Annotated in this window: 9 protein-coding genes, 1 other RNA gene and 1 pseudogene; 6 read left to right on the top strand and 5 right to left on the bottom strand. The window is 72.6% G+C overall.

Going from position 1 to position 14,196, the window contains the following annotated elements; all coding sequences use genetic code 11:
- From D471_RS33630 to D471_RS0109160, 3 genes and pseudogenes are all read left to right on the top strand, one after another.
- A pseudogene (locus tag D471_RS33630) lies at positions 1-246 on the top strand (septation protein SepH); the annotation flags it as partial.
- 179 nt (positions 247-425) lie between these two features.
- Positions 426-1,400, top strand: coding sequence for a daunorubicin resistance protein DrrA family ABC transporter ATP-binding protein (locus D471_RS0109155; RefSeq protein WP_026127556.1), 975 nt, complete (start codon positions 426-428; stop codon positions 1,398-1,400).
- On the top strand, positions 1,397-2,236 hold the full coding sequence (locus D471_RS0109160) for an ABC transporter permease (protein WP_017598347.1): 840 nt from the start codon (positions 1,397-1,399) through the stop codon (positions 2,234-2,236). The genes D471_RS0109155 and D471_RS0109160 overlap by 4 nt, the downstream gene beginning before the upstream one ends.
- A gap of 106 nt (positions 2,237-2,342) precedes the next feature.
- Here D471_RS0109160 and D471_RS0109165 read toward each other — a convergent pair whose 3' ends face one another.
- Entirely contained in the window at positions 2,343-5,669 is a 3,327-nt protein-coding gene (locus D471_RS0109165) for a BTAD domain-containing putative transcriptional regulator (protein ID WP_017598348.1), read from the bottom strand.
- 252 nt (positions 5,670-5,921) lie between these two features.
- Between D471_RS0109165 and D471_RS0109170 the strand changes: the two genes are divergently transcribed.
- From D471_RS0109170 to D471_RS0109180, 3 genes are all read left to right on the top strand, one after another.
- The gene (locus D471_RS0109170) at positions 5,922-6,533 is read left to right on the top strand and encodes a YbhB/YbcL family Raf kinase inhibitor-like protein (protein ID WP_017598349.1); all 612 of its coding nucleotides are present in this window, start codon (positions 5,922-5,924) and stop codon (positions 6,531-6,533) included.
- A 355-nt stretch (positions 6,534-6,888) separates the two neighbouring features.
- Entirely contained in the window at positions 6,889-9,138 is a 2,250-nt protein-coding gene (locus D471_RS0109175; protein ID WP_026127557.1) for a hypothetical protein, read from the top strand.
- Between the two features lie 351 nt (positions 9,139-9,489).
- Positions 9,490-11,847, top strand: coding sequence for a SulP family inorganic anion transporter (locus D471_RS0109180; RefSeq protein WP_026127558.1), 2,358 nt, complete (start codon positions 9,490-9,492; stop codon positions 11,845-11,847).
- Here D471_RS0109180 and D471_RS40780 read toward each other — a convergent pair.
- From D471_RS40780 to D471_RS0109195, 4 genes are all read right to left on the bottom strand, one after another.
- Entirely contained in the window at positions 11,796-11,945 is a 150-nt protein-coding gene (locus tag D471_RS40780; RefSeq protein ID WP_017598351.1) for a hypothetical protein, read from the bottom strand. The genes D471_RS0109180 and D471_RS40780 overlap by 52 nt on opposite strands.
- Before the next feature lie 442 nt (positions 11,946-12,387).
- Positions 12,388-12,774: RNase P RNA component class A (rnpB, locus tag D471_RS41670), an RNA gene on the bottom strand.
- Between the two features lie 15 nt (positions 12,775-12,789).
- Positions 12,790-13,449, bottom strand: a complete 660-nt coding sequence (locus tag D471_RS0109190) for a histidine phosphatase family protein (RefSeq protein ID WP_017598352.1) — start codon at positions 13,447-13,449, stop codon at positions 12,790-12,792.
- Positions 13,446-14,196 (bottom strand): zinc ribbon domain-containing protein (locus tag D471_RS0109195; protein WP_017598353.1); only part of this gene is annotated, 751 nt, incomplete at its 5' end. The genes D471_RS0109190 and D471_RS0109195, both read right to left, overlap by 4 nt.

The raw sequence follows: 14,196 nt of genomic DNA on the forward strand, positions 1-14,196 counted from the left end.
GAACCCGACAGCGCGCCCCCGGCGGCCGAACCGCCCGCCCAGCCCCGTCCCGCGCGGCGGCGCCGGGCCACCATCGACCTCTCCGACGCCGGACCCACGCGTCGCGCCGCACCCGAGCCGCCCTCGGCCCCGGCCGCCGCGGGCGGTGCGGGCGACCACACCGCATCCAAGCGCAAGGGGCGCGGCCGTCGTGCCTCGGTCCCGTCGTGGGACGAGATCATGTTCGGCTCCAAGAAGGGCGATTGACCGGACCGCCGTGGTGACGGGCACGCCACCACGGTCCGGTCGACGCGGCCGCGGCGGGGAGTGACCCCGCCGCGGCCGTTTCGTGTCCGGAGCGCTCCATGCCTCCCCGAGGCCGCGTGTCAGCGTTCTGTCAGACCGGATCGGCACACTTGAGACCGAACGGTAGAAACGGAGGCATGATGACTGACGCCATCCGCGCGGAGGGCCTGGTCAAACAGTTCAAGGGCAAACGCGCCCTGGACGGGGTGGACCTGACCGCAAGGACGGGGGCCGTGCTGGGCGTCCTGGGGCCCAACGGATCCGGTAAGACCACGACCGTGCGCATCCTGTCGACACTGCTGCGGCCCGACGGGGGCCACGCCGAGGTCGGGGGCTTCGACGTGGTCAGGCGGCCACACGACGTGCGCCGCCTGATCGGGCTGACCGGACAGTACGCGGCGGTGGACGCCGAACTGACGGGCACCGAGAACCTGATACTCATCGCGCGCCTGCTCGGCTTCGGCCGCGCCGCCGCGCGCGCCCGGTCAGCCGAGCTGCTGGAGCGCTTCGAGCTCACCGACGCCGCCGGACGCCCCGCCAAGACCTACTCCGGCGGCATGCGTCGGCGCCTGGACCTGGCCGCGAGCCTCGTCGGCCGCCCCTCCCTGCTGTACCTGGACGAGCCGACCACCGGCCTGGACCCGCACAGCCGCAACGGCCTGTGGGACGTGGTGCGCGGACTGGTGAACGACGGAGTCACCGTGCTGCTCACCACCCAGTACCTGGAGGAGGCCGACCAGCTCGCCGACGACATCGTCGTACTGGACCACGGCAGGGTGATCAGCCGGGGCACGCCGGAGGAACTCAAGAACCACGCGGGCAAACAGGTCCTGGAGCTGCGCACGGTCGACCCGGAGCAGCTCGACCTGGCCGTCCGGATCGTCGAGGCGGTCACCAGCAGCCCGGTGACCGCCGACGGACTGGGCGCGAGCGTCCCGGTCACGGACGCGGCCGTCCTGCCCGAGGTGGTCCGCCGCCTCGACGAGCAGGAGGTCGCCCTCGCCGAACTGTCACTGCGCAAACCGAGTCTGGATGAGGTCTTCCTCGCGTTGACCGGCCACTCCGCCGAAGACGAGCCCGCGGGCGAGACCGTGGCGAAAGGGGTCTCAGCATGAGCGACGCGACCACCCTCAAGTCCTCCGCCGGGAGGCGTGAGGACGCGGCCGTGCCGGAGGCGCCGCGCGGGATCGACCCGCTGACCACGGTGAGCAACGGCCTCCAGCTGGCCTGGCGCAGCGTCCTGAAGATCAAGACGAACCCCGAGGAGGTCCTCGGGCTCCTGTTCATGCCGATCATGTTCGTGACGCTGTTCGTCTTCGTCTTCGGGCAGGCGATGATGGGCGACTGGCAGACCTACCGGGACTTCCTCATGCCCGGCATCATCGCCCAGTCGGTGGTCTTCGCCACGCTGGGCACCGGGTTCACCCTGTGCCAGGACGTGGAGAAGGGCATCTTCGACCGCTTCCGGTCCCTGCCCATCGCCCGTTCCGCTCCACTGATCGGCGCCATCCTGGGTGACCTGGTCCGGTACACGATCACCGTGGTGATGGTGCTGCTGGTCGGCCTGGCCATCGGGTTCCGCCCCGACGGCGGTGTGGTCGGCGTGGTCGCCGCCGCAGCGCTCATCCTGCTGTTCGCGTTCGCGCTCTGCTGGATGTCGGCGTTCGTCGGCATGATGGTGCGCACCCCGATGGCCGTGCAGAGCTTCGGAATGATCCTCATGTTCCCGCTGACCTTCGGCAGCTCGGCCTTCGTCGACCCGCAGGCCATGCCCAGCTGGATGCGGGTCGTCGCGGAGAACAACCCGATCACGCACGTGGTGAACGCCATGCGAGGTCTGATGATCGGCGGCGACGTCGCCGCCCCGGTGACCTGGACCCTCGTGTGGACCGCGATCTTCATCGGGATCTTCGGTCCGTTGGCCGTGTGGGCCTACCGGCGCCGCACCTGACCCGCGCGACCACCGACGGGCGATGTCGTCTCCGCACCCCCGGAGGCGGCACCGCCCTGGTCGGGCCGGCCGACCGGCTCCGCCTGACCGGACGACGGTACCCCGGTCACAACGTCCATCCGAGGTCCTCGACGTCGTCGGGCACGATCGGGGCCAGCCACTCGCTCACGCGGGCACGGATGTCCACCGTCCGCTCCTCCCCCGCCACGGCGACCAGGCGAGCGAGCTCCGCCCCGCCCAACCCCTCCGTGAGCTCCTCCCTCGCCCGGCGCACCAGCGGGCTCGCCACGTCGGACATCCCGCGCAACGCCCGCGCGTAGCCGAGCAGTGTGGCGGCCCACTCGGGGGCCCGCGCGGTCGCGAACGGGCCCAGGACCTCCAGCACGTCCGCGCAGATCGGATCGAGCCCGCGTACCGCGCGCCACCAGGCCCGCCCCGCGTCCCGCCAGGCGCGGTCGGTGTCCCCCGCCCTCCAGGCGACCGAGGCGGACACCAGCAGCCACTGCGGTTCCACGTAGACCGGCGCGAACCCGCCCAGCCGCGTCACGAGCGGCCCCAGGTCGTCCACCGCCTCCCGAGCGCGCTCCAGGTCACCGGACTCCCGCAGGAGTCGGGCCTCGACCAGGCGCGCGATGACCATGTGGTCGTCCTCACGCGGTGGGCCGTGCTCGGCCGTCGACTCCAGGTCGCGCCGGGCCCCCTCCGTGTCCCCGAGGCCGATGAGGACCTCGGCGCGCTTGATCCGGAGCAGCATCGCGATCGAGACCAGGCCCGACCGGTCCGCCAGTCGGATCCCGTCCGCGAGCAGGACACGGCAGCGGTCCAGGTCGTCGAACCGATGCAGGTCCGACAGCTGGATGAGAGCCTGGAGCTCGCCCCAGCTGTCACCGACGTCGCGGAAGCCCTCCCGTGCGTGGAGCGCGCGCTCCATGGCCCGCTTCGCGTCCCCGAAGACGGCGTCGAGCAGGGCCAGCATCAGCAGTACCATCGCGCGCGTCCAGGGGGCGCGCTGGTCGGCGGCGCGTTCCACGCGCTCGCGCGCGGGCCCGTCGGGGCCCTCGGTCAACGCCTCGTAGACGAGACCGTACAGGAGCGCGGGATGGTCCTCGGGTCGTTCCCCCGCCTCCCGCAACACCTCCCGGACGGCGCGGAAGTTGTCCAGGACCGTCTCTGGGGTGAGTCCCCCCTCGGGGTGCGTGTGGAACAGGCAGCTGGCGTAGGCGATGGCCCGCCCCTCCGGTACCCGGCCGCCGACCAGCGACAGCACCTCCGAGCACCAGCGCCCGAACTGGTGCCAGCCGCCCTCCAGGATCCAGTACCACTGGGTGTACTCAACCAGGTCCAGAGCGAGGTCGACGTCGCCGCACCGCACCGCCCAGCGAACGGCGGCCCCGCAGTTGTCCGACTCGGCGTTCAGTCGAACGACCCACTCCGTCTGGCGGGGCCCCCGCAGCAGCGGGTCGCCCTCACGCCACAGATCACGCACGTAGCACGCGTGCGCGTCGCGGATCAGGTCCTCCTCACCGCTGTCGGTGAGGCGTTCGGCGGCGTAGGCGCGAACGGTCTCCAGCTGGCGGTACCGGGGCGGCGCGTCCTCGCGGACGGGGTTCTCCGCGATCACGAGAGACTTGTCGACCAGCGTGAACAGCACGTCCCACGCGTCGCGGCCCCCGACCGTGCCCTCCTCGCCCGGATCGGCGCAGATCTTCTCGACGGCCTCCAGAGTGGCGCCGCCCGCGAAGATGGACAGGCGACGCAGGAGCCGACGTTCGGGTTCGTCGAGCAGTTCCCAGCTCCAGTCGACGACGGCGCGCAGCGTGCGGTGGCCCGGGCGGGTGGAGCGGCCGCCCCCGGTCAGGAGACGGAAGCGGTCGGAGAGCCGGCGGACGAGCTGGGCCGGGGTCATCGACCTGAGGCGGACCGCGGCCAGTTCGAGGGCCAGGGGCATGCCGTCCAGGTCCCGGACGATACACACGACGTGTCCCACGTTGTCGGGGGTGACCGCGAAGTCGGGGCGCACGGCGCGGGCGCGTTCGGTGAACAGTTCGACCGAGGCGTATCCCGCGGCCCGCTCGGCGGTGGCGCCCTCGGGAGGCAGGGACAGCGGGGGGACGGGGATGAGCCGCTCGCCCTGGACCCCGAGCGGTTCCCGGGACGTGGTGAGCAGCCGCAGCCCTGGGCAGCGGGCGAGAAGGGGTTCGACCACGCGTGCGACCTCGGCGACGAGGTGCTCGCAGTTGTCGAGGACGACCAGGGCCGGGCGGTCGGCGAGGAAGGCGGCGACGCGGTCCTCGGCCGGCCCCGCGGGCGCGCTGGAGCGGGCCTGGACGATGGCGTGTTCGCGCAGGTCCAGGGCGGCGGCCAGCGCGTCGACGATGTCATCACCGGAGCCGATGGGGGCGAGTTCGACGAACCAGCCGCCATACGGGAGCAGCTCGGGTGCGCGGTCGGCCAGGGCCATGACGGCCTCGATGGCCAGCCGGGTCTTGCCCGCCCCTCCGGGGCCGATCAGGGTGACCAGCCGGGATCCGGTCAGCTGCGCCACGGCGGTGTCCACCTCCGCCTCGCGAGGGACGAAACTGGTGAGTGACGTGGGCAGGCGGAGTTGGGGGGCCGGTGTGGCGGCGCGCCGGACGCCGCTGGTGGAGTGGTCGCCACCGTCCTTCCGGCCCTTCCGGCTCGGGGGTCCCTCGACGCTGAACTCCCCGCGCAGCACGCGCAGGTGGACGTCGGCCAGTCGTGGTGAGGGGTCCAGGCCCAGTTCCTCGGCGAGCCGGTCGCGGAACCCGTCGTGGACGTCCAGGGCGTCGGCGGTGCGGCCGGTTCCGGCGAGCGCACGCATGAGGAGTTCGACGGGGCGTTCACGGTGCGGTTCACGGCGGGCCAGGGCCTCGGCCTCGGGCAGGGCGTCGTCGGCCCGGCCCAGTTCGAGCAGGGCGGTCAGATGATCCTCGACGAGCGCACCGTGTGTCTCCGCCAGCCGAAGCGCCGTGTCCTCCGCCACACCCCGTGACGTGAGCTCGGGGAGGGCCGGTCCGCGCCACAGGGCCAGGGCGTCGCCGAATGTGGTGACGGCGGCAGCGTACTCACCCGCGGCGAGCTGGGACCGGCCGCGCTTGGCCAGGGTGTCGAACTCCGCCAGGTCCACCTGTTGGGGGTCGATGGCCAGCCGGTAGCCGGAGGCGTCACCCTGGATCTTCGTTTCCGGCCCCAGGGCCCGACGCAGCCGCGAGACCAGGGCCTGGAGCGCGTTGCCCGCAGATGACGGCGGCCCCTCGGCCCAGATGGCGTCGGTGAGTTGTTCGGTGGGGACCCGTTGGCCGGGTCGGAGCAGGAGCAGCATCAGCAGGGTGCGCAGGCGCGTGCCCCCGATGGTGACAGGCCGTCCGGACGCGTCGTGCACCAGGAGAGGACCGAGGATGGAGAACCGCACGGGTCCATGATCACCCATCCGGTCACCTGGTGCCCGGAATAATCCGTCCGAACAGAACGTCGGGCGGGCACGGGCGAGGATCAGCGACGGATCAGGACGCGGACCGCAGTAGGGTTCGCTCAGGAACGCGCGTCGGCGAACCCCGAGGTGTCCGCGCACGCCCCCGCGGGTGCGGTACGGGGTCGCTTTCGACGCCGTTCCCCCGTACGTCAAGTTGTGCCCCACCGGCACGAAAGCCCAGCAGGAGTTCCATTGTTCCCGGCCCTCCCTTCCTCTTGGATCACCAGCGCGCGCAGCGCGTCCCGCAGGTCCGCGCTCCGGGGCGCGGGTGTGGTCGGAGCGGGCGCCGCCTTGGCCCTGGCCACCGGGTGCGGCGTGCTCTCACCCGGGCAGAACGGCGACATGCCCACCGACATCAGCGTCACGAGTGCGCTGATGCAGCAGGGAGAGCCGCTGCCGGACGCCTACGTGTGCGGCGGTGAGGAGTCGGAGGGTGACGGGGAGGCCGTGTCCCCGCCGGTGCGCTGGTCCGGCCTCCCGAACGGGGTGGGTTCGATCGCGCTCGTCGTGGACGATCCCCAGGCGGCTGAGGTGTTCTGGGTGGTCTTCGACCTGGACCCGCAGCTGGTCGAGTTGCGCCAGAACACCGTTCCGGCCGACGCCAAACAGGCCCTGAACAGTGCGGGGGAGGCACGGTACGGGGCCCCGTGCCCCACCGACGGCGACGTCCACGAGTACCGGTTCACCGTCTATGCCCTGGACGCCCCCTTGGACCTGCCTGACGGCGCCGAGCTGAGCCGGGCGCTGGACGCGATCGCCGACCAGGCGGTCGCGCGGGGGTCGCTGGTGACTACCAGCGAGTAATCGGGGCATCGGTCGGATGACGCGCCCCACAGGCGGTTTCGCTCCCCGTCGGCTCCTGACGCACCGAGTTCGACACGAGGAAGCTCGTATCGCCCTCTGCACACGGAGCACGACAAGGCATACAGTGGGGCCGTGCCCCTCACCCCGTTTCAGATGACCGTTATCCGTCCGCCCGCCGCTCAGCACCCCGAACTGAGACCGCACCGGATCGCCCGCGTCGCGTCAGGCGCGCGGGCCTGGCAGCCCGGACGAACGCGGCCCCGGGCAGCCGCCGTCTCCCCTCGGCCAGCCCTCGCCAGGGCGGTCCACGGTGTGCTCCGGGTGCGGCCGACCTCTCCAAGGTAGTGCGTACAACATGACCGTCACCGTCATCATCATCATCGCCATCATCGTCGTGCTGGCCGTGCTGGTGCTCCTGCTCCTGGGCATGCGCGCGTTGAGCACGGGCTCGTCCGAGGACGCCCGCGGCGACGACCACGAGTACGAGGACCGCGAGGACGCCGAGGCCGAGGACCGGGGTCGAGGCCGCGGGGGCGAGGCGCCCCGTCGGTCCCGGCGCGCGCGGACCGACGGGGACGGCGGATCCGGACGTCGTCCGCGGAGCGGGCGGCGGCGCGGTGTGGCCTGGGACGACGACTCCGACCTGGCCGACAACGGATTCTGGTCGAGTCTGGACGGTGAGGGCCGGGACGAGCGTCTCGACGACGAGACGCCGGATCCCCGTGCGGCGAAGGCCGAGGCCTACGACGATGTCGACGCCTACGGGGACGGCTACGACGACGGTTACGAGGACGGATACGACGACTACGACGAGGGGTACGAGGACGAGCGCGGCCCCGCTCCGGAGCCGGTGCGAGGCGCCGGGGGGAGCGGCGCGGACGCGGCGGCGCACCCGTCGGACGTGACCGCGGGCCCCACCGACGATCTCGCCGTCCTGGCCAGTCTCGGGCAGAGTGCGGGACCGGTTCCCGCCGAGCCCCGGGAGAGCGAGCCGCGCCCCCGGGCCGAGTCGGCGGGGCCCCGGGCCGAGTCGGCGGGGCCCGAGGCTCCGCGCGACGACGACCCGCTCGGTACCGGACCGTGGACACCCAGCCGGGGGCTCCCCTCCGCGGCCGCCCCGGAGCCGTGGTCCGGGGCCACCGACCGCGATCCACGGGGCGGCACGGGTTCGGTCCCCCCGGGTTCGTTCGGCGGTCACGGTACGGGGGACCCGCTCAGTTCCCCGTATCCCGGCACCGCGTCTCCGGGGACCCCGTCCCACGGCACTCCGGGCTCCTCGTACACCGGTTCCCACTATTCGGGTTCCCCCTTCGCGGCACCCTCCGCCTCCGGGGAGGCGTCGAACGGTGCACCCGCCCAGGGCGACCCGCTGTCGGGACCGTCGGGGTACGGCTCGGGCGCCCCCACGTTCGGCGACCCCCTCGGATCGCCCCGATCGGACCGCGCGGGGTCCAGCGACCCCCTCGACCCCGGCTTCCGGCCCTCGCCCTCCGGCGAGGACGCGGGCTCACCGATATGGTCCAGCATGGACACGGGAGCCCATCAGCGTCCGGCCGCGCGGCACCCGCTCGGTTACGGGCAGCAGGACGGCCCCGGAGCCTCCGGCGGCCACGACACCGGCACGCACCGGCGACCGGCCCACGACACCGGGGCCCACGCACACGGGAACCACGGCGCACCGCCGCGCCCCGAGTACGACACCGGAGCCCACAGCGCCCCCGCCCCCTATCGGCCCGAGTACGACACCGGCGCCCACGCACACGGGAACTACGGCACACCCCCGTTCCCCCAGTACGACACCGGAGCCCACAGCGCCCCCGCCCCCTATCGGCCCGAGTACGACACCGGCGCCCACGCACACGGGAACTACGGCACACCCCCGTTCCCCCAGTACGACACCGGAGCCCACAGCGCCCCCGCCCCCTATCGGCCCGAGTACGACACCGGCTCCCACCGGCACCGGTCCCACGACACCGGATCCCACGCACGCGGCTCGTACTCGGGCGACGCCCTGTGGGGCGGGACCGATGAGGGACTCGGCGGGCCGAGCGCGCCCACCGGCCCCGGGTCCGGCTACGCGTCCGGTGGTTTTGGCGGCGACCACACCGCTCCCACCCCGCCCGGCCACGCGCCGTTCGACACAGGGGGGAACTCGCGGTTCCCCGTCGACCCGCCCGCTCCGGGCGGCGCCTTCCCCGGGGGGCCTCAGGGCATCCCCAGCGGCGGCTATCCGGTGGGACCGTACTCCGGGGACCACCCGGCGCCGAGCCGTCCCCCGGCCGACCACGGCGCCCGGCCACCCCGGTTCCCCGAGCCCTACGGCGGTGTGCCCTCCACCTCCGACGCCCTCCACCCCGACATGCTGGACGGCCACCCCCAGCAGCCCGGCCACGGAAACGGCTACCCGCCCGCCGACGAATGGCAGCGGTGGGAGAACGGGCGCAACGGGACCCCGCCGCCGCCCGGCCACCCGAACGGCGCTCTCCCCGGAACACCGTACGGGCCCCCTCCTTCTTCTCCCGACACGCTTGACCCACGCGGAACACGTGACCCGTACGGCCGGGAGTACTACGAGGGCGGATACGAGGACGGCCGTTTCCTCTGAACCGGAGGGCGCCGCGAGTCGGCGCCGTCCGTGACTCGGCGTAGCGACATATCGGGACCTTCCGGTCTGCCCGCCCGACCGTTTCACACCGCCGGGGCGACGAAACACCACCGCCGCCCCGGCGGTTCTCCTTTCCCCGCGCCCCCGCGCGGTGTGAAACCAAGAAAACGGTTACCAAAACCGCGACAGTCCGTCACATCGCATGCCCCGCGTTGACTACAGTTGGTGACTAACTGCGGACTCTTCGCGTCCACAGTGCCGTTTCGCGTTCTCACGCGCATCCCCCGTCCGGACACCGACGTCCGCGTGCACCGCCACCCGACCGCCTGGTCCGACCCGAACGGAGCAACCATGCGCACCGATCCCCAGGGAACACCGACCGCGTCGCCGCCCCCCACGGCCTCCCCCCGGCGCCTCCCCGACCGGAGAGCCGTCATGGCCGACGTCGGGGCCTCCCTCGTCGTCTTCCTGGTCGCCGTCCCGCTGTCCCTGGGCATCGCCGTCGCCGCGGGCGCGCCCCTCATCGCCGGTCTGACCGCGGCCATCGTCGGCGGTATCGTCGCCGGATTGTTCGGCGGGTCGATGGTGCAGGTCAGCGGGCCGACCGCGGCACAGACGATCATCGTCGCGGAGCTGATCACCACCTACGGCTGGCGGGTCACCTGTCTCATCACCGTCCTCGCCGGACTCCTCCAGGTCGCCCTCGGCGCCGTCCGCATCGCCCGCGCGGCTCTGGCCGTCTCCCCCGCGGTCATCCACGGCATGCTCGCCGGCGTCGGCGCCACCATCGCCCTCGCCCAGCTGCACGTGGCGCTGGGCGGGGCGCCACAGAGCTCGGCGCTCAGCAACATCACCGACCTGCCACACCAGGTCGCGCACAACCACACCGCCGCCGTCGCGGTCGGGGTCATCACGATCGCCATCATGTTCGGCTGGGGCAAGCTGCCGTCGATCGGCCGGATCCGCCCCTCGGTCGTGCCCGCCTCCCTGGTCGCGGTGGGCACGGCGACCGCCATCGCCACCCTGGGCCACTGGGAGGTGCAGACCGTCTCCCTGCCCGACTCCCTCGTCGACGCCTGGTCCGGCCCCGCCCTGCCCGAGGCCGGACAGTGGCACGGCGTGGCCATGGCAGTGGCCGCGGTGGCGATGGTCGCGAGCGTGGAGTCCCTGCTGTCGGCGATCGCCGTGGACCGCGAGCACGGTGGGCGCCGCGTGCGGCTCAACCGTGAGCTGTTCGGCCAGGGCGCGGCCAACACCGTCAGCGGGGCCCTGGGCGGGCTGCCCGTGGCGGGCGTGATCGTGCGCAGTACGACCAACGTGCGCGCCGGAGGCCGCACACCCCTGTCGGCGGTCCTGCACGGTGTGTGGATCCTGGTGTTCGTCGCCCTGTTCGCGCGCGTGGTCGAACTCATCCCGATGGCCGCGTTGGCCGCGCTGCTGGTCTTCGTCGGGGCCCGGATGGTCTCCATCGCCCACCTTCGCGACCTGCGCCGCCACCACGAGGGCAGCGTCTACCTGGTGACCCTGTTCGGTGTGGTCTTCCTGGGGCTCCTGGAGGGGGTGTTCCTCGGGTTCGCCCTGGCGATGATCGTGTCACTGAGGCGTCTGACCCGGTTCACCGTCCGCACCGAGGAGCACGGCGGTCGGGTTCACGTGTCCGTGCACGGGTCGCTCACCTTCCTGGGCGTGCCCCGGCTCGCGCATGTCCTGCGCACGATCCCGTCGGGGGCCCGGGTCGACCTCGACCTGCACGTCGACTTCATGGACCACGCGGCCTTCGAGTCCATCCACGCCTGGCGTGTGGACCACGAGCGCGGCGGGGGCAGCGTCGACATCGACGAGACCCACGAGCAGTGGTACACGCGCAGCTCCGCACGGACCGCCCCGGCCGCCAAGACCTCCCCTCACGGGCCGGGGCGGTGGTGGGCGCCCTGGGAGATGCGCGGGGAGGCCGACGGCGAGGTGAACGCGCTGGGACTGCTGACCGCCGGGGCCCGTGAATACCACGCCAGCACGGCCGACCGGATGCGGTCGGTGATGAGTCGGCTCGCGCACGGCCAGTACCCGACCGCGCTGTTCGTCACGTGCGCCGACTCGCGGGTGGTGCCCAACGTCATCACCTCCAGCGGCCCCGGTGACCTGTTCACCCTGCGCAACGTGGGCAACCTGGTGCCGCCCTCGGGCACCTCCGGGGACGGGTCGGTGGGAGCCGCGGTCGAGTACGCGGTCACGGTGTTGGGGGTGCCCTCCATCGTCGTGTGCGGGCACTCCCACTGCGGTGCGATGAAAGCCCTGCTGGAGGGCGCCCACACGGACGCGGAGGAGGCCGGCACCACGCACATGTGCCGGTGGCTGGCCAACGCGGCGCCGAGCCTGGCGCGTATCGACGTTCCGGAGAGCCCTCCGGAGAGCACGCCGACCTCGGAGACCCTGTGCCGCCTGGCCCGGGCCAACGTCGAGGAACAGCTCGGCAACCTCATGAGCTACCAGGTGGTGAGGGAACGGGTGGAGTCGGGGACGCTGACGCTGACGGGGATGTACTACGACCTGGAGACGGCCAGGGTGCACCTGTTGGACGCCGAGACGGGGCGCTTCTCCCCCGTGCGCGGCCTCCAGGACGTCACCGGCCCCGTCCCGCCGCCGCGCACGGGCGGGGGTCAGCTGATCGACGAGTCGTCGTCGGGGGCGTCGTCACGACCGTCCTGCTGAACACCCGAGGCCTGGTAGGCGGCGAGCGCGATGATCACGACGATCGCCAGGCCCGGCAGGCCGAAGAGGATCACCCAGAAGATGGTGGAGTCGAACAAGAGTCACCCATTCCCGTGGACGCCGATGCCCGTTGGGCCGCCGACCTCGCGGCCCACGGGCGGACGCGCTCCGGGCACCGCCCGGGCACGGAGCGCAGAGCCAATCTTCCCACGGACACGGGGATTCAGCCATCACCCGAGGGCTGTAGCGCCGTACCGGCGGCGGCTTCGCGTCGGACCTCCAGGACAACCGCCGTTCCCGCCACGGGCCGGGCTTCGTACACGGTGATCATCCGGCCGGGCCGAAGGCGCCGCCACCGCGAGGCGTCGCGAGGAGCGGGTCGCGCCGTGGCTCGCGCACCGGGTTCCAGAGAGGCGGCTTCCAGCGACGCGGGGGCGTCCACGCCCTGATTATGGGCCACGGCCCCACTCCGCCGACCGGCCCGGAATCCGGAACACGGCCGACTCTCGGACGCTGAGCGCCTGGTCAGGAGGGTGTGAGGGAGGGAGTCGGCCGGTAAGCCGGATTCTGTCGGTCCGAAGGGACCGGACGGCCATCCATCTGGGACCGCCGTTGCCGACGGCCTCGGTGCGGTCTACCCGCGAACTCGGGCGGGCCGCCCTCGAACATCCGCGCGGGAGCCCGAAGGCTCCTTTTTTGACCTTGCTCCGGGTGGGGTTTACCTAGCCGGCCGGATCACTCCGGTCGCTGGTGGTCTCTTACACCACCGTTTCACCCTTACCACCGCGAGCGGTGGCGGTCTGTTTTCTGTGGCACTGTCCCGCGGGTCACCCCGGGTCGGTGTTGCCGACCACCCTGCCCTGTGGAGTCCGGACTTTCCTCGAACCCGTACCGCTGGCACGGGGCCGCGACCGTCTGGCCGACTCCCCCTCACCCCGCATTCTACGCCCGTTCGCCGGGGCTTCCGTCCAGATGGGCGGTGTCGTTCAAGGAACGCACCACCATGGGTCCGTCCGCGTAGCAGTCCACCTCGGTCAGGCAGGCCGTGTCCAGGAACATCCGGTACAGGGCCGTCACCGGGGCGAGCATCGCCTGCTGCACGACCACCTTGATCGGGGTCACGTGCGTGACCACCAGGACGGTACGGCCCGGGTACCGGTCGAGGAGGGCCGCGCGCGCGGCGCCGACCCGCTCCGCCGCCTTGGCGAAGCTCTCGCCTCCCGGCGGCGCCGTCTCCGGGTCGGCCAGCCACGCGTCGACGGCGCCGGGCGCCCGCTCGCGCGCCTCGGCGAAGGTCATACCCTCCCAGTCGCCGAAGTCGGTCTCCACGAAGCCCTCGTCGACCTCAATCGGCAGTCCGAGCTCCTCGGCGGTGTAGGCGGCGGTGTCGCGAGCCCTCCGGAGCGGAGAGGAGACCACCACGTCGATCGGCCAGGCGGCCAGGCGGCGCGCCGCCGACCGGGCCTGGGCGTGACCGTGGTCGGTCAACGGGAAGTCGCCTCGCCCCGCGAAGCGGCGCTCCACGGACAGCGGGGTCTGCCCGTGGCGCAGCAGCACCAGTCGGGTCGGGTGCTCCTCGGCGGACGCCCAACCGGTACTCACTGCGCGGTCTGGGCGCCCAGACCCGACTCCTCGGTGCGGACCAGGATGCGGCGGCAGTCCTCGCAGCGAACGACCTCGTCGGCGGGGGTCGCGCGGATCTCGTTGAGCTCCACCGTGCTCAGGGCGAGCTTGCACCCACCGCAGCGCCCGTACCGCAACGGCGCGGCGGCCAGCCCGTCGTGCTGCCCGCGCAGCTTGTCGTACAGGGCCAGCAGGTCGGCGGGCACGTCGGCGGCCACGCGCTCACGGTCCTGGAGCACCCGGGTCCGGTCCCACTGGATCTCGGCGGCGGCGGTGTCGCGTCGAGCGGTGGCCGCGGTGTACTCGGCGGCCTTCTCCTCGTGCTCGGTGACCAGGCGGGCGGCCTCGGCCTCCAGGCCCTCGGAGCGCTCCATCACCTCCAGCACGACCTCCTCCAGCTCAGCCTGGCGACGGCCCAGGGAGGCGATCTCCGACTGGAGGTTCTGCAGCTCCTTGGCGTTGGTGATGGCGCCCGACTCCAGACGCTGGGAGTCGCGGTCGGCGCGCGCCCGCACCTGGTCGACGTCGCTCTCGGCCTTGCGCTGCTCTCGGCCCACGTCGGAGATCCGTGTCCGCACGGCGATCAGTTCGGCGTCGATCTCGTCCACGCGCTCCTTGAGCTCCGCCGCCTCGGAGACCTCCTTGAGGGTCCGGGCACGGTGGTCCAGACGCTGGAGCTCGGTGTCCAGGGCCTGGAGGTCGAGCAGTCTGGCCTGTGCGGCGGGG

The organism is Nocardiopsis lucentensis DSM 44048 (assembly GCF_000341125.1).
GTDB lineage: Bacteria > Actinomycetota > Actinomycetes > Streptosporangiales > Streptosporangiaceae > Nocardiopsis > Nocardiopsis lucentensis.

What these genes read in the sequence shown, in the direction of transcription:
- D471_RS0109155 (WP_026127556.1), top strand. Translation starts at nt 426, where the DNA reads ATGACTGACGCCATCCGCGCGGAGGGCCTGGTCAAACAGTTCAAGGGC.
- D471_RS0109160 (WP_017598347.1), top strand. Translation starts at nt 1,397, where the DNA reads ATGAGCGACGCGACCACCCTCAAGTCCTCCGCCGGGAGGCGTGAGGAC.
- D471_RS0109175 (WP_026127557.1), top strand. Translation starts at nt 6,889, where the DNA reads ATGACCGTCACCGTCATCATCATCATCGCCATCATCGTCGTGCTGGCC.
- D471_RS0109180 (WP_026127558.1), top strand. Translation starts at nt 9,490, where the DNA reads ATGCGCACCGATCCCCAGGGAACACCGACCGCGTCGCCGCCCCCCACG.